The following is a 16,972-nucleotide window of genomic DNA, read 5'->3' on the forward strand; positions in this document are numbered from 1 at the left end:
TATATAACCTTTACTAACTATGGAATTGGGGTGCTTGTCTCATATGGATATCCTCTAGCGCGAGTAAATCCATAGAAGGAAGTACCATGTCTTCTCTATGTCTTCTAATAAGTGACTTAGTATCAGCAAAGTAATAACGCAAACCTAATGAGGCATATCTTAAATTGTGATCTCCTGCTCTAAAATCGGCTAACACAGATAATCCTGGTAATACAGCAAGCCCTGGTTGAAATTCAAACCCTACTTGCCCTGCTGAGCGCTCTTTTGCAATAGCGCCACCTATGTTTAAATCAAGATTGGGCATGACATACCAATGCGCATCGAGTTCGGCATATCCTGAGCTTTGGTCTCTTCCATGACAATGTGCGCTAATGCCGCCACCTTCGGCTCTAATCGTCAACGTATTAAAATATCCTTCGCCATGCGCGGCATACAGGTATTGCTCTAATCGATGGAAATCCGTGTAATCTACGCGCGGCCCTAAAAGACCATAAGCAGGATTTCGCCAAAATAAAATACCTTCAACTGACGTCAGACTTTGATGGTTAACACCCCCTTTTAATCCTTCTATTTGCAAACCTAGCGAGTGTGTTAAAGGAAGATCGCCTGCTAATCTGCCAAAGCCACCCCATTTGCCATTATTATCATGCTTAAAAGAGTAGTTTTTGATACGTCTATTTTTTAAATACAATGCCGAGCCTTCTATCCAAGCATTGACTCTAGATATGGCAGGTAGGCTTAAAGGTTCTGGAGGCAGAACAGGTTCTGACATAGCCTGCGCAGAGGACGCTGAAACTAACAACAAGGGTACTTTTAGCTTGTTTAAAACATAATTAATCGATGGTGAAATATAACGCTTTTTAGCACTTTTCTTATCAATTGCAATGAGTTTACCTTGCGGCATGAAATAAGAAATTTGAATTTGCGCTAAAAAAGACAGATCAAAAGTAGCATTTTTTATAAACGCCGTTATTTTATTCTGCATCTCAGCGAGTAAATTACTTTCATTAGATGTTCGTAATACAAAATGAATAATACGTTGCTCACTGTTGAAGTAACAGCCGGTAATCAGTTTAGGGTAATGAAGGCGGACTTCTCTAGCTACATGAAGAAGGGCGGTTGCACGAGTTAGTATGCCTGTTGGATCGAGTAATATTTCGTCACATTGCAGGCCCTTTATCATGTCCTCTAAGGAGGTCGCCTTTTCAAATTTCAATGAAGCAGTTAATTTTACCTTTAAATTAAAATGGTATTCATTTTTTATAAATTGGGTAATCTCGTCTGCCGTATGAGCATCCTTTGCATACGCTATCGGGCGCCCTTTAACTAAGCCGCAAAAAAAAATTTTATTTTTTATCTGATTTAGAGATAATTGATTTGTTGAATCCCTTCGCATCTATTTTCCTTTTAAGTCTAATATGGCTAGGTGTAATTCTTAATTATTAAAATAAATAGGCTCTTTAATAGCATTTTTAAAAGTTGCCTTAAAATAATCAACCGTTTTATTTAAACCCGTATGAAAAACTACCCTAGGATACCAATTAAGAACTTTTTTCGCTAGCTCAATATCAGGGCATCGCCTTCTAGGATCATCTTGTAGTTGAGGTTTAAAAACAATATTTTCTTCTAAGCTTAATAAACGATTAATTATCGTTGCTAAATTAATAATACTAATTTCTTCTGGATTACCTAAATTTATTGGCCCTAAAAAATGGTCATCAGTATTCATCACTTTATAGAGGCCTTCAACTATATCAGATACATAGCAAAATGAGCGAGTTTGTGTTCCTGTTCCATAAATGGTTAAAGGATTATTATTTAAAGCTTGCCAGATAAAATTAGAAATCACTCGACCATCATCTTGGCGCATCTGTGGCCCATAAACATTAAATAAGCGAATAATTTTTATAGGCAGTTTATAGACTCTATGGTAATCGAAAAATAAGGCTTCAGCAGCGCGCTTGCCTTCATTATAACAAGCTCTAGGTCCTATGGGGTTAACATTGCCAAAGTAATCTTCTAACTGCGGGTGAAATTGTGGATCGCCATAAACTTCGCTGGTTGAGGCCTGTAAAATCTTAGCAGAATTATTTCTTGCCAATTCTAACATGTTCATTGAGCCGTAAATGTTAGTTTTGAATGTTTGTATTGAATTATTTAAGTAATAATGAGGGGCGGCAGGGCAAGCTAAATTGTATATTTCTTTAATATTTGTAAGATTTATTGGGCAAGTGATATCGTGCTTGATGAACTTAAATTGCGGGTAATGTTTTAATGAAATAATATTATCGATTAAGCCTGACGATAAATCATCGATACAGAGAACAGCGTGTTGCTTTTCTAACAAATAGCGACATAAGTGCGAGCCTATAAATCCTGCTCCACCCGTTACAACAGTCCATCTTGTAGCATTTTGCATTTTCAATCCTAGAAATCAGGCTAAACAAACGGCTCTTCTCGTCAAGAGAAGAAGTATACTAATGTCGAAATAGCAATAGAATTCTGAATTTTACTTAAATTAAAAAAATTTTCTACTTTTACTTTAATATAAAGCACAATCTTCAATACATTTTGGTAAATTACCAGCTTAAGGACTTAGAGGAAAGTGAATGATTATAAAGGTTATTTGCTATTGATTTTATTATATTTTTTATCAAATTAGGGTTATAAATAAACGCTGAATTTATGCAAATTACTTATCATGGTATATAATTTACAAGCTTGGCAATAAGAAGTTCGCCTAGTTTTTTTAAAGCTTCATTTAAAGAATCCGGAAGGGAGTAATGCCGGATAATAACTAAAACGTTAAAGGATGCTATTATGAAAAAACTATTAATCGCGTTTCTTGTTGTTTCATCTGCTTTGACAATGACTGCATGTGGTTTTGGCACTACTCCTGACTACTACAGTGCACCAACTGTCTATAAATAAATTATTGGCCTTAATATAATTTATTAACCTTATAGAAAGTTAGAAGTAGCTTTAGTAAAACCTGGGTTCCGGCCCTTTGGGCCTGCACCCAGGCTACATTTACTGAATAGCTTTGCTTTAACTGGTTATTGACTGTTCTCTAGGTTGGCATCCATGGTAATTTCTGCCTTCATTAATTTAGAAACTGGACAACCTTCTTTTGCTTGTTGTGCCACTTTATTAAATACATCTTGAGAGGCATTAGGAATTCGCGCTGTTACTTCTAAGTGAATTGCAGGAATGGAGAATCCGCCTTCGGATTTTTCTAATGAAACGGTTGCTGTGGTTTTAATGCTTTCAGCTTTTAAGCCTTGTTGTTCAAGTTGCGCAGAAAAGGCCATTGAAAAGCAACCTGCATGCGCTGCTGCAATCAATTCTTCAGGATTTGTGCCTTGCCCACTTTCAAAACGAGTTGAAAATGAATATTGGGTCTGATTAAGGATGCCGCTTTCTGTGGAAACAGTTCCTTTGCCATCTTTTAATCCCCCTTGCCACTGTGCTGAGCCATGACGTTTCATATCTTTCCTTTAGTTAATTAAAACGCCTATCTTAAACTGATTTAAAGGACTATGTAATAGCAATTAATAGATCTAAGCAAAGGCTTCAGAAAAATAACGCTCTACCCAATCTTCACCCAGATAAGTAAAACAATCCTCAAGAAAATCAGCGAGTTCATCAGGCGATACTTCATGCGCTTGACCAATGGGTTCTACATCATGATGAAAAAATTGGCCAAAATAAAGTTGGCAAAATGCTTGGTAATCACGAGTATGTAAAATAAAGGCATGCCATAATGTATCTAAGGGTAATAAAGGCCCAAATAGAAAGGTATGGCGATTGTCTGATTTTCGCTGCAACGTAAGCCACATCCAAGCTAGCAAATCTCTAAATAGTTGGTGGGCTTGTTGCTCAGAAAAAGTAGGGTAATGATGGCAAAAATAATGAACTACTTGCTGATTTTTATACTGCAGCAACTCATCTAAAGAGGTGAGTTTCATTGAAAACCACAACAAGCTTTTCGCCAATTAGCATTATTGGTTACATAGCGGACAATGCGGCATATTTTTTCTTGTTTAGACATGTTTCTCTCCTGGTAGTTAAGTTAATGAACGGCAAGTTGAACTTACGTTAATTAAATAGCTTTAATTCTAACCACTAATTTCACCAGTAAATGAAAGATAAAGCAATCCTTATTTAAATGTTAATAACAATTTATAATAAAATTTAAATTTTATAGTTGAAGGTATCATGTTTAAAAAATTAATCCTTGCGTTAACGCCTTTAGTATTGGCTCTACCCTTAGCTATGGATGTCTATGTTCCTGCTATTCCTCATATCACTGAATTGTTCAAGACAACCGACACACGCATGTTACAGACGCTCAATTGGTTTATGCTGAGTGCTGGATTAATGCAATTAGTAATCGGTCCAATTTCGGATCAGTTTGGTCGGCGTTTGGTCGTGCTATGGATGATTGTTTTTTTTGCTATTGGCTCACTTTGCTGTGGTTTGGCTAACAGTGTAGAAGTGTTGCTTTTCTGGCGTATTATTCAAGCGCTAGGATCGTGTGGCATGATGGTCATTAGTTTTGCGATTGTTCGCGATTTGTATATGGATGAAAAGAGCGCGCGCGCTTATAGTTTTTTAAATGGTATGATTTCATTTTCCCCAATCTTTGCTACCTTTATCGGCAGTTACCTTGATTATTATTTTGGGTGGGCCTTTACTTTCTGGAGCTTATTACTCGTGGCCATATGCGCGTTATTTACCATGGGTGTTTGGCTTGACGAAACACTGCCTGTTACTAAACGAACTCCCTTATCCAGCAAACTTGCTAAGCAGTATTGGTTAGTCTTTCGTAATCGTGATTTTACCATTTTTAATATTGCTTCCTCATTTGGCCATTCTTATTTATATTTATTCTGCGCGCTTTCACCTTATTTAATTATTCGCTGTTTAGGTATTGCGCAAACCCAGTATGGATTTTATTTTTGCTTTATGGGTATTTCACTATTATTAGGCAGTTTTCTTAGCGGGCTAATTGTTGAGCGCTTAGGTATCGTGAAAACCTGTTTGTTAGGTTATTTAATTACGCTTGTGGGTGGCATTTGGATGACTGCTTGGTATATCTTTTATGGGCTGAGTGTCTATAATTTTATTTATCCTATGTTATTAATAGGAACAGGTGGCACCTTTTGTATGGGGGCAGGGGCAGGTGGCGCGATGGCCCCTTTTGATGAATCAAAAGGAGCAGCTGCAGCGGCCATTGGCGCATCTCGATTTTTAGTTGCAGGGCTTGCCGGTTATTTTCTAATTAACAAAACCGTCAGCTCAACATTACCTTTAGCGCTTCCTGCTATAGTTTTTAGTTGTATTGGTTTGATTTCTTTGTCATTTGTAGTAAGGCGTATGTCGCCACAATTAGTTGTTAATTATAATAGGTAAAATTTATTATTCTAATAATAATAATCGATTTTACTTATTTTGTTAGTTTCACTACAGTTAAATAGATTAATAAATTTACGAAAGGAGAAAAACATGCTTACTGTAGGTCAACCATTTCCACACTTTAACTTAAAAGCAACGGTCAGCAATGACATGCATAGTGCATTTACTACAATTACCAATGAAAGCTATCCGGGCAAGTGGCTTGTAGTCTTTTTCTGGCCAAAGGATTTTACTTTCGTATGTCCTACTGAAATTTCTGCATTTGGTAAATTAAATTCAGAATTTAGTGATAGGGATGCGCAAGTACTTGGTGCAAGCACTGACAGCGAGTTTGTGCACTTAGCTTGGCGTAATCAACATTCAGACTTAAATAATTTACCATTCCCTATGCTTGCTGATGTTAAGCGTGAATTAACGCAAAGCTTAGGTATTTTAGACCCACATGAAGGTGTTGCGCAGCGTGCTACATTTATTGTTGATCCCGAGGGAATCACACGCTTTGTGATGGTGACTGATTTAAATGTTGGCCGTAATCCAGAAGAAGTGTTACGAGTGCTTGATGCTCTACAAACAGATGAGCTATGCCCTTGTAATTGGAAAAAAGGCGAAGAGACTATTCATGTTTGATTTAAGGAAATAAATCTATGTTAGAGCAAATTAAAGAGAAATTACCTGAATTAGCTAAAGATGCTCGCATAAATCTAGGTAAAGCGCTGGATGTAAATCAAACAGATGGGCTTAGTGTCCAGCAGATAATAGGTAGTGCGTTAGCTGTGGCTTACCATATAGGTAATCCTACCTTAACTGAAGCTTTAGAGACTGAGTTTGAGGTTGAGCAATCATTATGTGATGCGGCTAAGCTCGCTGCAAGCTTAATGGCGATGACCAATATCTATTATCGTTTTATTCATTATAGTGAGCAGCCAGAATTAAGTCATGTTCCTGCTGGGTTACGTATGCAAGGTATGATGAATCCTGGAACTGATAAGTCTACTTTTGAGGCCATGTCACTGGCTGTGTCTATTTTAAATGGGTGCAGCGCATGCATTAGTGCACATTGCCGTAACTTAAAAGAGCATGGCTTCTCAGCGCAAGCTTTAGCACGTATTGGCCGGATTGCTGCGGTTATTCATAGTGTAAATGTCAGTTTAGGTTTATAAGCTATCAATAGATGCTATCCCATACTTAGTTCATGCTAAGTATGGGATGCTTTTTTAAGCCAATTTTTATGATGTTGATTTTTTAGAATCGGACTGTTTATTATTGATAACGCCACAACCTATGCGCGCGCCACCACCCCCCAACGGTGGATTATCCGTGTAATTATCGCCACCCGCATGAATCATAACCGCTAAACCGGCTAGCTCACTTGTTTTTAATCGTGGAGCCAGTAGCGGTGTATTGGCGTTACCGCCTTCTATAACAAATAAAGCCGGCAAGTCGCCTAAATGACCTTGTGCATAAGGGCCAAGATGTTTTTTAGTATTTTGTGGATCGTAATGCCCACCAGCATCCATACCAGCATCACCACAATTTGCATATTGATGAAGATGAAAACCATGTGCCCCAACCGGTAGATGGTTTAAATTAGGCTTAATTAATAAACCATACTTCGTATCAGTAAATACAATGTTACCAAGAGGTGTTTTATTATTATCAGTACCATAAATAGTTGTGCTAACTTCACCAGCAAAATTAACTGTTGTATAAAATAATGAAGAAAGTAAAAGGCTAGTTGTTTTTTTCATAATTTCCCTATTAGACTAATTAGATTAGTTAGTTGAATAATTTTAACATTTTTTAAAGAGTAGATACCACTAGGTCAATGTTTTTAACATAATAAGAATAAGTTTCATCACTTAAGATCAATGATAATCAGATTGGATGAGTTATGGTTGTCGGGAAAAAAGTAAATTATGCGCTAAGTCTTACTTTGTTATTTTGGGCTTCAGCGTTTGTTGGTATTCGGTTTGGATTAGCGAGTTATACACCAGGCGCGCTCGCGCTATTGCGGTTTCTTATTGCCTCATTCTGTATGGCCATTATTTATTTAAGGTTACCCAATAAAATTAAAATGCCTTGGCTTACCCGTATACAATTACTAGTGATTGGTGTAGGGGCAATTGGTATCTATAATCTTTGTTTAAATATAGGTGAGCTAACTGTTTCAGCAGGGGTTGCAAGTTTTATCATTGGTGTTAATCCGGTGATAACACTTCTTTTATCTATTTTCTTATTTAAAGAACGTACTAATTTCATTGTTTGGTTAGGCGTCATTTTAAGCTTGGTAGGGTTATTATTAATTGCAAGCAGTGAACATCTGAGTGCTTATCAACCTGGATTATTTGTTATCCTTATTTCTACGTTAATGAGCTCTATGTATAACCTTACGCAAAAATATTATTTACGCACCTATCATCCTATTGTTGTAACCTCTTGGATAATGTGGGGTGGAAACTTGTTTTTATTATTTTTCCTTCCTGATTTAAGCCAAGAATTTTTTGCCGCTAGTTTACAAGCCACGTTGGCTGTAATTTACATGGGTATTTTTCCAGCTGCAGTAGCTTATGTACTTTGGTGCTATGTACTTACCCATATGCCAGCGTCTAGAGCATCGCTTTATATTTATTTTTTACCCCTGATCTCAACGGCATTAGGTTTTCTTTTATTAGGTGAAACCACATCCTTTATGGCTTTGCTTGGAGGAGTACTAGCATTAATAGGAGCAGTCATTGCTAAACAAGCACACTTAGGTTTAGTTAAGACGTCCATGAATGCCCAAGCCTCATCGCTAATCAAATAATTTTAAATTAAACTAGTAAAATTATTCAAAGGAATTAAGCGACTTCCTAAGGTACTTTATATTAAAATTAATTTATTTAAAATTAATAGCTAGTTTCTAAGCAGGCTATAAAATGTCATGATCGTACTTATGGGTAAGTTTTCTTAAAATAGCCAGCACTCGCTAAGCGATAGCTTGTAATCAAGTGATTAAGATTTAGGTGATTATTACATGGAATTAAAAATTGACAATACGCCGTTTAAGGCGTTGTTTCAGCCTCTAGATTTAGGGTTTACCCAATTAAAAAATAGATTATTAATGGGCTCAATGCATACGGGCTTAGAAGAAGACAAAGAAGGCCTACAGCGCTTAGCTGCTTTTTATCGTGAGCGCGCATTAGGTGGGGCAGGATTAATAGTCACCGGCGGTATAGCGCCTAATCGTGCAGGTAGGCTTGCTCCCTTTGCTGCTAAACTAACACAGAAAAAAGAACAACAACGTCATGAGTTAGTGACGCAGGTTGTTCATGAGGCAGATGGAAAAATTGCTTTGCAAATCCTGCATTCAGGTCGATATGGTTATCATCCTTTTATTGTGGCACCAAGTTCAATTAAATCACCCATAAGTCCTTTTACCCCTTGGCATATGAGTAAGCGGCGCATTAGAAAGACAATAGAGCATTTTGGCCGCTGCGCTAAATTAGCACAAGCAGCCGGTTATGATGGTGTGGAAATCATGGGCAGTGAAGGTTATTTAATTAATCAATTTATTGTAACTCATACTAATAAGCGCCAAGATGAATGGGGTGGAAGCTTTGCTAATCGAATTAAATTTCCTATCGCTGTGGTCAAGCACATTCGCGAGGTGGTTGGTGAACATTTTATTATTATTTACCGCCTTTCTATGCTGGATTTAATCGCCGATGGCAGCAGCTGGGAAGAAGTAATTCATTTAGCAAAAGCGATTGAGGAGGCGGGGGCGACCCTTATCAATACCGGTATTGGTTGGCATGAAGCACGCATTCCTACTATTGCAACCATGGTACCACCTGCAGCATTTACCGCAATAACCAAACATTTAAAGCCAGAAATTACCATTCCTATTATTACTTCTAATCGTATAAACACGCCAGAAATAGCTAATGGTTTGTTAGAAGAGGGTGTGGCTGATATGGTATCAATGGCACGGCCTTTTTTAGCTGATCCACGTTTTGCTGAAAAAGCTAAATTAGGTGAAAGTAGCGCCATCAACGTATGTATTGCTTGTAATCAAGCTTGCCTGGATCGAGTTTTTGTTAATAAAACGGCTTCTTGTTTAGTCAATCCACAAGCATGTAATGAAACAGAATTAGTCTATCAAGCAGCTGATCGACCCAAGAAAATAGCGGTGGTAGGCGCAGGTCCTGCGGGTCTTGCTTTTGCAGCCGTTGCCGCTGAGCGGGGTCATTTAGTGACCGTATTTGAAAAAAAGGCAAGCTTAGGTGGGCAATTTAACTTAGCTAGGAAAATACCAGGAAAGGAAGACTTCCAGCATACTATTAATTATTTTACTTATCAGTTAAAAAAGTTTGAAGTAGCTATTCAATTAAATACCATAGCTGATATTGAAATGCTCAAAGGTTTCGATGACATTGTCTTAGCCACTGGCATTAAACCACGAATACCGACTATCCCTGGCATTGATCATGAAAAGGTTATGGTATATGTCGATGTCATTGAGGGCAGGAAAGTCCCAGGTCAACGTGTCGCTGTGATTGGCGCAGGCGGTATTGGCTTTGATGTTGCCGAATGGTTAACTCATGACCCGAAAGACTCTACTTTAGACCAATTTTATGAGGAGTGGGGCATTGATATCAGCGGTACTCATCGTGGCGGTGTACAACCACCGGTCTTAGAAAAAAGCCCACGGGAAGTATTTTTATTACAGCGTAAGAAAGAAAAAATGGGGAAACGGTTAGGAAAAACCACAGGGTGGATACATCGGTTAAGTCTTAAGCATAAACAGGTTAAGATGCTCTCAGGCGTTGAGTATGAGCGTATTGATGACGAAGGGTTGCATATACGTGTTGATAATCAGCCTAAACTCTTAGCTGTTGATTCTGTTATTATTTGTGCCGGTCAAGAAGAATTACGTGATTTATTTGAGCCCTTACGGGAGCGGGGACAAGCTGTTCATTTAATAGGAGGTGCATTTAAAGCACTTGAATTAGACGCACGCCATGCCATTGATCAAGCCTGTCGCTTAGCTGCTTTGCTTTAAATCCATCTAATTATTTGTACCGGAGTTTAGGTGATGGATTCAACATCGATAGAAGAAAGACTGCAAGCGATTGAAACTCGGCTCGACCGCTTAGAAAGCTATTTAAAGCAAGCAGAAGTTAATCGCCAAACACCTTGGCATGACAATACAGCGACTGAGCGTGCTGCAAGCAGTAAGCCCAAAAAATCCATTGAATTAAGGCAGGGAAATTGGCTTGGTTTTATTGCTATTATTTGTTTTGTACTTGCTGGTGGTTTTATTGTTAAGTTATCGCTTGAGGCAGGCTGGTTAACACCAATAAGGCAAATAAGCTTCGCTTATTTACTGGGTATTCTCTTAATTGCTAGCGGGTTATTGATTATGAAACGTGATCAAGCTTACGCGAGCTTATTACCAGCAGCAGGTATTATTGTACTTTACTTAACAACATTTGGTGCTCATCGCCTTTACTTTCTTCTAACTTTTTCTACAGCCCTGCTTACCCTTATTGTAATTTCCGGCATTAGCATTTGGTTATATATTAAACTCAGACGAGACTTTTATTCCATCACAGCCTCGTTAGGTACGTATCTTGCCCCTGTTGTACTTAGCTTAAATACTAAAAGTGTGTTTTCACTTTATTATTTTTTATGTGCCTCAGTGGCGTTTGCTGTGATGTCATGGCTGCTTAAGTCACGTTTACTGACTTTAGTTTCGGCCTATTTTGCGATTTTAATGACAGGGTTGGTTGGATTTAACCTTCTGCAAGATAGATTAATTGTGATTATGTTGGCTTTGCAGTTTTTTATTTTTGCGCTGGGAACTTATTTTTATTCTTATAAACTTAAACAAAGCTTAACCGAGCGAGAGGCGTTTGGTTTTTTTCCTATTTTAATACTTTTCTATTTTATGGAGTATTTTTATATTGATAGCGCTTTTCCAGGTTTTGCGCCCTGGATTTCAATTGGATTTGCTTTAGTCCTTCTTAGCCTTTATCTTTTAACAAAAAAACAATTTACAGGTCAGGCGGTAGCAAGTCAGTCTGTTATTTTTGCTTTTACTGCCGTCGTTTTTTTCCATGCAGTGTATATAGAACTTTTAACAATTGATTCGCGACCCTGGCTTTTTGTATTGCTTTTAATTGCTTTAACGTTTAGTCCAATTAAAGCACCGGCAAAAAACCGCTTATCTTTTCTCATACCAAAATTAGGGGCTTTCATAATTTTAGTGATTGAGTATTTAAGTATATTAAATCATCTTTTTAATGAACCTACTTATTACTGGATTTTAGTTTCGCTCAGTGCTTTTTTAAGCCTATGGTTTCTAATTATTTGGCGATTTCAGGAAGCTTATTTTCAAGAGCAATATGGGTTCTTATTGTTAGCGGCAGTGCATTTTCTTGGATTGACAGCGTTCTATCAACTTCTTACTAATTCACTTGCAGTATCTGCTGCTTGGTTGTTTTATGCGGTGGCTGTTATTGGTTATGCTTATTGGTTTAAAGATAAAGTCATGGCTAAGTCAGCATTGTTAATTTTAAGCATTGCTGCAGGTAAAGCTCTATTATATGACGCCGCCTCTACGCCGACAGTCATTCGCATTTTATGCTTATTGCTTACAGGTGGTGTACTTTATGGCTGTGGTTACTTGCTTAAAAAAATTACAAATTGGAAATAAGGATCTTTCATAATATAAGAATATCAGTATAATCCTTGGTCTTTTAATTATCCTTACACATCAGATTGAATAAATTTTAAAATTAATAGGTTTTAAGGTATTTTCTGCTATAATAGCTACCAGTTTGGTTTTAAATAATACATTTATTGTTGACATTTTATTTCCTGCTTTTTGAAAAATCGTGCAACCTACTGTTTATTTTGATATTATACTGAGCAGTTTTTACATTGCTTAAACCATTTAAGCTACAGCTACATCATTTGGAAGATTTATGACAAACAACTTAGCAAACTTCGCCGCGCTAAATTTATCAGCTCCTTTACTAAAAGCGCTAGAAGAGATGAAATTTCAAACTCCCTCACCGGTTCAAGAGCAAACAATTCCTTGGATGTTAGAGGGGCGTGATATTATTGCCCAGGCACAAACAGGTACAGGCAAAACAGCAGCCTTTGCGCTACCTATATTAGAGCGTTTAGTGCCTAACTCGAACGCAACGCAAGCTTTAATACTTGCACCTACACGTGAATTAGCAATTCAGGTTGCTGAGCAATTTAAGGTGCTAAGCAAGTATCAGCATCTGGTAGTCTCTGTTTTATGTGGTGGCCAAGATTATTCTCGCCAATTAAAGCAACTTCGCGAAGGTGCGCAAGTTGTTGTAGGTACGCCTGGAAGAATTTTAGATCATATTGACCGAGGCACCTTAAAGTTACATCAGTTAACTACATTTGTACTTGATGAAGCTGACGAAATGCTACAAATGGGTTTTATTGATGATATAGAACTAATTTTTTCAAAATTACCTAAAGAAAAGCAAATTGCTTTATTTTCAGCAACAATGCCGCATCGTATTCGCCAAATTGCAACGAATTATTTAGTTAATCCTGTTAACATAGAAATTCGCTCAGAAACCGCTACCGTAAAAAGTATTGAACAGCGCTTTCTGTTTGCATCACCGGCCCAAAAACCAGATGCTCTACTGCGCATTTTAGCGGTCGAAGAATATCAAGGGGTTATTGTTTTTGTTCGTACTAAAAGTGCTACGGAAGAAGTAGCAGACACGTTACAAAAGCAAGGATATCGCGCTATGGCAATTCATGGTGATATCACCCAGGCGCTACGTGAAAAAATTATAGCCCAATTTAGACAAGGTGCTATTGATATATTAGTAGCAACCGACGTTGCTGCGCGTGGCTTGGATGTTGAAAGGGTGACGCATGTCATTAATTATGATGTGCCTCATGATAGTGAAACCTACGTTCATCGCATTGGTCGTACTGGTCGAGCAGGACGAAGTGGGACGACGATTTTATTTGTTAATCCGCGAGAGTCGCGTATTTTAAATAATATTGAACGGCATACACGCCAGCGCATAGAGAAAATAACTGTTCCTGATAATTATACTATTCAGCAAGCAAAACAAGAGCGCTTTTTAACAAGCATTCAACAGCGTCTTAATAGCGATTATTTACCTGCTTATCGTAAGATTATTGCTACCTTTTTAGAGCAAAACCCAGAAGTATCAGCCATAGACGTAGCTGCTATTCTTGCCTTATTAGCAAACAATGATAAACCATGGCAGTGTGAACTACCGAAACAAGTTATTAAAACTACTAAAGAAACCCGTAAAAAAGATCGTTTTGAAGTAAAATCATCTAAAGACAGCTTTGAGCGCTCTAATAAAAAAGCTAAACGGCCTAATCGTAATGAATCGTTCTCTAGGCAATTTGAGGACATGCCGCAAGAATTATTTCGCTTAGAAGTAGGGCGTGTGCATGGTGTGAAGCCAGGAAACATCGTTGGTGCTATTGCTAATGAAGCAGGACTACAAAGTCGCTTTATTACAGGCCTTAAAATTCATGATGATCATTCCACAGTCAGATTACCGAAAGGGATGCCAAAAGAAGTTTTTCAAGATTTAAATAAAGCTTGGGTTTGTGGCCGTCAATTAAAATTAAGCCTTGTCAACTCTAATTAAGATAAGCTTGGTAGCAATGGGTTGAAATTTATTTGGATAACCACGGCTCTACGTAGTATCTATTAAACGTAGCCTGGGTGCAGGCCCAAAGGGCCGGAACCCGGGTTTCACTTTGTTTCACCCAGGCTACATTTACTTACATGACCTGAAAATACTGTGGCTTGACCACGTATCCATATTCACCTGCTGGACCGATGAATATTGCAATTAAGCTGTTTATAACTTGTTTAATGGCGGGCTGTGTAATTACTATAAATTACTGTGGCTCCTAGAGCTATTATTGCTGCGCCACCAAAAAAGCTGTAGCCGTTAAAAACAGATGTTTTTTCTTGTTGAGTTAATTTTTTTAAGTTAGCGTCTAATTGGCTGGCAAGCGTTGTAAATGGGTTAGCAGGATCTAATTCGGCAACGAGTTTTGGTATGTATTTATTGCGAATTTTTTCGGTGATGAAGTAGATTGTTTCTGGAGCTTGGGTATCCATAAATTGGGTTGTAGTTTGAGCAAGTGCTTCAGCCACTGCTGCTGTAAATTTTTCTGCATCTTGCTTTTTCCACGCTTTAAGACCAAATGTGTGTATGCCAGTGTATCTATCTGTTTGCCTGTTAAGCTTATTTTCCTGAAAATGCTGAATGGCTGCTTGTAGCTCTTTGGGTGTAATAACGAAAAGGAACCTTTGGTAAAAGGTATGTAAGAAATCTAATTCAAAGTCGGTCATGGTGTACTTTCCTTAGTTTTATTTAAATAAACGCCATTTTTTATTATATCTTTAAGTTTTCCTTAAGTAAGCGCTGATAAAATTAATAATATTCAGTTCCTTTAGGAAGGTAAAATGGCTAAACGCTTATACGAAGTCTTGCAAGTAAATGAACAAGCCTCGCAAGAGGAAATTAAATTAGCTTATCGCAAGCTAGCATTGCGCTATCATCCAGATAAGAACCCTGATAATAAATTGGAAGCTACGGAAAAATTTAAAGCGATTGCTGCGGCCTATGAAATTTTAGGTGATAAAGATAAACGTCAAGAATATGATCTAGGCCAGCGTGATGAGCAAGGTAATAAGGTAAGCGCTAATGAGGATTATCAACAAGAGTCAGGATTTTCCTATACACCGCCGCGCCCCAAACCAACTGCTAAGCAAGAAAAAGAGAAAGATAAAGATTATGTGCCGCAAAGACCGACCTATGCGCAGCCACACTATCAACCACAACCTACTTGTCAATTTCATTTTTTTAAACCTCAGCCTGCTTTTTATTATTTTTTTAATTCACATGATGCAGCCAAGACGTTTCAATCAATTCATAGAGTAGCTAGAGCACCGGTATATATTTATGTAACACCTTCACCACTTGAACAATTATTCAATGAAATTAATTCGTTTAAGTCTCAGCAAAGAGCTGGGCGGGAAACTTATACTTCCTATGAGCGTAAACGCGAGCATCCTCACGTTTCTGTTAAAACTAATTATGCGCCAGCAATGGAGCATATTATTGACCGCTTAATTGCTAGCATGATTTTATTAGAAATGGTCAATTCCCGTGTTCCTGCTGCTAATCCTATTTTAAGGGCTAAGCTCTGAAGTATTAATTAAAGCTTAATAGCCTTTATTAAGCTTTAATTTCTAATCTAAATCCTTAACTAAAATTATATTGTGTTGCACTTACTTAAACCTACTTGCTAGCTAAATCATCTCATCTTATTCAATTGCTTATAGCCAAATCCAATTAATTAAAAATTTTTAAATTGCTTATATGAGAATTTTTGTACTATAATCTGCCTCGTTTTTGATTTAATTATTAAGGACTTACTAATGAAAGCTTTCGTGACGGTGTGTGTCCTAGTTTTTTCAACATTCATTAACGCTAGTCAATTAAATAATATCGTTGTCTTTGGGGATAGTTTGTCGGATAACGGTAATTTATATGAACACATGCATCATCTTATCCCACAAAATCCTCCCTATTATGATGGCCGTTTTTCCAATGGTCCGGTTTGGATAGAGCAGCTTGTTAGCTCTTATTTCCCCAACAACGTTGCTTCGCATTTATCTGATCATGCTTTTGGAGGTGCGGCTATTGCTGAAAATTCATCGGATGATGAGATATTATTTACCTTAAATCGGGAAATTAATACTTATTTACTCGGGCGGCAAAATAAGGCAGATCCTAAGAGCTTATATGTGGTATGGATCGGTGGTAATAATTATTTAGCACTGCCTGAAAACGAAGAACATACGAATACCGTAGTCACTCAAGGCATTGCTGCTGGTGTAGAACGTTTGGTTAAAGCAGGCGCACGCCATATTTTAGTCCTAAATTTACCAGATTTAGGCCAAACGCCGGCAGCACGCGCATTGCAGGTTGAAGCAAAATTGACGAGGTTGTCTAAGCATCATAATGAGCTTTTAGTAAAAGCTATTCATGGCCTTAAAAGAAAATATTCTAAAGTTCAGTGGCTTTATTTTGATGCTTATAAGATATTTAATAAATTTCTATCATCAGCAGCAGATTATGGTTTTACTAATACATTGAATAGTTGTTACGATGTGTCAGTTGATAAGCCTTCTATAAATGCTACGGTGTTGATGGCAGCTAAGGCCAGTAAAATCCAGGATGACAGTTGTGAGGGCTATGTGTTTTTTGATCCAGTACACCCGACAACGATGGCACATCAACTAATAGCACAGGAAGTTCATGCTATACTTGATGCAGCTCATATTCAGTTTAGTGATTAAGACTGAGAAGCAAGTATCACATGCTAGATTGCTTCACCTTCACACGGTGAAGGTTCGCAATGACGACTTTTCTAAATAGTATGTGATACAAAGCAAATTCCCTTAAACTCAATTGCCCGTCTTTGCGAGCAAAGCGAGCAAGCCAGGTTG

General features: G+C 37.7%; 15 protein-coding genes. 9 read left to right on the forward strand and 6 right to left on the reverse strand.

Going from position 1 to position 16,972, the window contains the following annotated elements:
• Nucleotides 1–13: 13 nt before the first annotated feature.
• From DYE47_RS03500 to DYE47_RS03520, 4 genes are all read right to left on the reverse strand, one after another.
• Complete coding sequence (locus DYE47_RS03500) at nt 14–1,396, reverse strand: hypothetical protein (protein WP_115301936.1); 1,383 nt, start codon at nt 1,394–1,396, stop codon at nt 14–16.
• 39 nt (nt 1,397–1,435) lie between these two features.
• Entirely contained in the window at nt 1,436–2,419 is a 984-nt protein-coding gene (locus tag DYE47_RS03505) for a UDP-glucuronic acid decarboxylase family protein (RefSeq protein ID WP_115301937.1), read from the reverse strand.
• Between the two features lie 637 nt (nt 2,420–3,056).
• Nucleotides 3,057–3,488: an OsmC family protein gene (locus DYE47_RS03515; protein WP_115301939.1), complete on the reverse strand. Its 432-nt coding sequence runs from the start codon at nt 3,486–3,488 to the stop codon at nt 3,057–3,059.
• A 72-nt stretch (nt 3,489–3,560) separates the two neighbouring features.
• Nucleotides 3,561–3,968, reverse strand: coding sequence for a glycine-rich domain-containing protein (locus DYE47_RS03520; protein WP_115301940.1), 408 nt, complete (start codon nt 3,966–3,968; stop codon nt 3,561–3,563).
• 250 nt (nt 3,969–4,218) lie between these two features.
• Here DYE47_RS03520 and DYE47_RS03525 point away from each other — a divergent pair, with 250 nt between their 5' ends.
• The 3 genes from DYE47_RS03525 (at nt 4,219) to DYE47_RS03535 (ending at nt 6,578) form a co-directional block, all read left to right on the forward strand.
• A complete protein-coding gene (locus tag DYE47_RS03525; protein WP_115301941.1) occupies nt 4,219–5,415 on the forward strand; it encodes a Bcr/CflA family efflux MFS transporter in 1,197 nt (398 codons plus the stop codon).
• 93 nt (nt 5,416–5,508) lie between these two features.
• Nucleotides 5,509–6,045, forward strand: coding sequence for a peroxiredoxin (locus DYE47_RS03530; RefSeq protein ID WP_115301942.1), 537 nt, complete (start codon nt 5,509–5,511; stop codon nt 6,043–6,045).
• A gap of 17 nt (nt 6,046–6,062) precedes the next feature.
• Complete coding sequence (locus tag DYE47_RS03535; RefSeq protein ID WP_115301943.1) at nt 6,063–6,578, forward strand: carboxymuconolactone decarboxylase family protein; 516 nt, start codon at nt 6,063–6,065, stop codon at nt 6,576–6,578.
• A 66-nt stretch (nt 6,579–6,644) separates the two neighbouring features.
• Here the strand turns inward: DYE47_RS03535 and DYE47_RS03540 are convergent, their stop codons facing one another.
• Nucleotides 6,645–7,166 (reverse strand): superoxide dismutase family protein, encoded by a 522-nt coding sequence (locus tag DYE47_RS03540; RefSeq protein WP_115301944.1) that lies wholly within the window; start codon nt 7,164–7,166, stop codon nt 6,645–6,647.
• 143 nt (nt 7,167–7,309) lie between these two features.
• Between DYE47_RS03540 and DYE47_RS03545 the strand changes: the two genes are divergently transcribed.
• The 4 genes from DYE47_RS03545 to DYE47_RS03560 all read left to right on the forward strand — a co-directional run bounded on the left by DYE47_RS03545 (nt 7,310) and on the right by DYE47_RS03560 (nt 14,090).
• Entirely contained in the window at nt 7,310–8,221 is a 912-nt protein-coding gene (locus DYE47_RS03545; RefSeq protein WP_115301945.1) for a DMT family transporter, read from the forward strand.
• A 210-nt stretch (nt 8,222–8,431) separates the two neighbouring features.
• Nucleotides 8,432–10,459 carry an NADPH-dependent 2,4-dienoyl-CoA reductase gene (locus tag DYE47_RS03550; protein WP_115301946.1) on the forward strand — a complete coding sequence of 676 codons (2,028 nt, stop codon included), beginning with the start codon at nt 8,432–8,434 and terminating at the stop codon, nt 10,457–10,459.
• A gap of 33 nt (nt 10,460–10,492) precedes the next feature.
• Nucleotides 10,493–12,115 carry a DUF2339 domain-containing protein gene (locus DYE47_RS03555; protein ID WP_115301947.1) on the forward strand — a complete coding sequence of 541 codons (1,623 nt, stop codon included), beginning with the start codon at nt 10,493–10,495 and terminating at the stop codon, nt 12,113–12,115.
• Between the two features lie 271 nt (nt 12,116–12,386).
• Complete coding sequence (locus DYE47_RS03560) at nt 12,387–14,090, forward strand: DEAD/DEAH box helicase (RefSeq protein ID WP_115301948.1); 1,704 nt, start codon at nt 12,387–12,389, stop codon at nt 14,088–14,090.
• Between the two features lie 227 nt (nt 14,091–14,317).
• Here the strand turns inward: DYE47_RS03560 and DYE47_RS03565 are convergent, their stop codons facing one another.
• A complete protein-coding gene (locus DYE47_RS03565) occupies nt 14,318–14,806 on the reverse strand; it encodes a hypothetical protein (protein WP_115301949.1) in 489 nt (162 codons plus the stop codon).
• A 114-nt stretch (nt 14,807–14,920) separates the two neighbouring features.
• On the opposite strand from DYE47_RS03565, the gene DYE47_RS16585 reads away from it, so the two are divergent.
• Both DYE47_RS16585 and plaA read left to right on the forward strand, forming a co-directional pair.
• Nucleotides 14,921–15,667 carry a DnaJ domain-containing protein gene (locus DYE47_RS16585; protein ID WP_115301950.1) on the forward strand — a complete coding sequence of 249 codons (747 nt, stop codon included), beginning with the start codon at nt 14,921–14,923 and terminating at the stop codon, nt 15,665–15,667.
• A gap of 231 nt (nt 15,668–15,898) precedes the next feature.
• Entirely contained in the window at nt 15,899–16,822 is a 924-nt protein-coding gene (gene plaA, locus DYE47_RS03575; RefSeq protein WP_115301951.1) for a GDSL family lysophospholipase PlaA, read from the forward strand.
• Nucleotides 16,823–16,972: the final 150 nt, after the last annotated feature.

This window comes from Legionella beliardensis, from assembly GCF_900452395.1.
GTDB classification, from domain to species: Bacteria; Pseudomonadota; Gammaproteobacteria; order Legionellales; family Legionellaceae; genus Legionella_C; species Legionella_C beliardensis.

What these genes read in the sequence shown, in the direction of transcription:
- DYE47_RS03500 (WP_115301936.1), bottom strand. Translation starts at nt 1,396, where the DNA reads ATGCGAAGGGATTCAACAAATCAATTATCTCTAAATCAGATAAAAAAT.
- DYE47_RS03505 (WP_115301937.1), bottom strand. Translation starts at nt 2,419, where the DNA reads ATGCAAAATGCTACAAGATGGACTGTTGTAACGGGTGGAGCAGGATTT.
- DYE47_RS03515 (WP_115301939.1), bottom strand. Translation starts at nt 3,488, where the DNA reads ATGAAACGTCATGGCTCAGCACAGTGGCAAGGGGGATTAAAAGATGGC.
- DYE47_RS03520 (WP_115301940.1), bottom strand. Translation starts at nt 3,968, where the DNA reads ATGAAACTCACCTCTTTAGATGAGTTGCTGCAGTATAAAAATCAGCAA.
- DYE47_RS03525 (WP_115301941.1), top strand. Translation starts at nt 4,219, where the DNA reads ATGTTTAAAAAATTAATCCTTGCGTTAACGCCTTTAGTATTGGCTCTA.
- DYE47_RS03530 (WP_115301942.1), top strand. Translation starts at nt 5,509, where the DNA reads ATGCTTACTGTAGGTCAACCATTTCCACACTTTAACTTAAAAGCAACG.
- DYE47_RS03535 (WP_115301943.1), top strand. Translation starts at nt 6,063, where the DNA reads ATGTTAGAGCAAATTAAAGAGAAATTACCTGAATTAGCTAAAGATGCT.
- DYE47_RS03540 (WP_115301944.1), bottom strand. Translation starts at nt 7,166, where the DNA reads ATGAAAAAAACAACTAGCCTTTTACTTTCTTCATTATTTTATACAACA.
- DYE47_RS03545 (WP_115301945.1), top strand. Translation starts at nt 7,310, where the DNA reads ATGGTTGTCGGGAAAAAAGTAAATTATGCGCTAAGTCTTACTTTGTTA.
- DYE47_RS03550 (WP_115301946.1), top strand. Translation starts at nt 8,432, where the DNA reads ATGGAATTAAAAATTGACAATACGCCGTTTAAGGCGTTGTTTCAGCCT.
- DYE47_RS03555 (WP_115301947.1), top strand. Translation starts at nt 10,493, where the DNA reads ATGGATTCAACATCGATAGAAGAAAGACTGCAAGCGATTGAAACTCGG.
- DYE47_RS03560 (WP_115301948.1), top strand. Translation starts at nt 12,387, where the DNA reads ATGACAAACAACTTAGCAAACTTCGCCGCGCTAAATTTATCAGCTCCT.
- DYE47_RS03565 (WP_115301949.1), bottom strand. Translation starts at nt 14,806, where the DNA reads ATGACCGACTTTGAATTAGATTTCTTACATACCTTTTACCAAAGGTTC.
- DYE47_RS16585 (WP_115301950.1), top strand. Translation starts at nt 14,921, where the DNA reads ATGGCTAAACGCTTATACGAAGTCTTGCAAGTAAATGAACAAGCCTCG.
- plaA (WP_115301951.1), top strand. Translation starts at nt 15,899, where the DNA reads ATGAAAGCTTTCGTGACGGTGTGTGTCCTAGTTTTTTCAACATTCATT.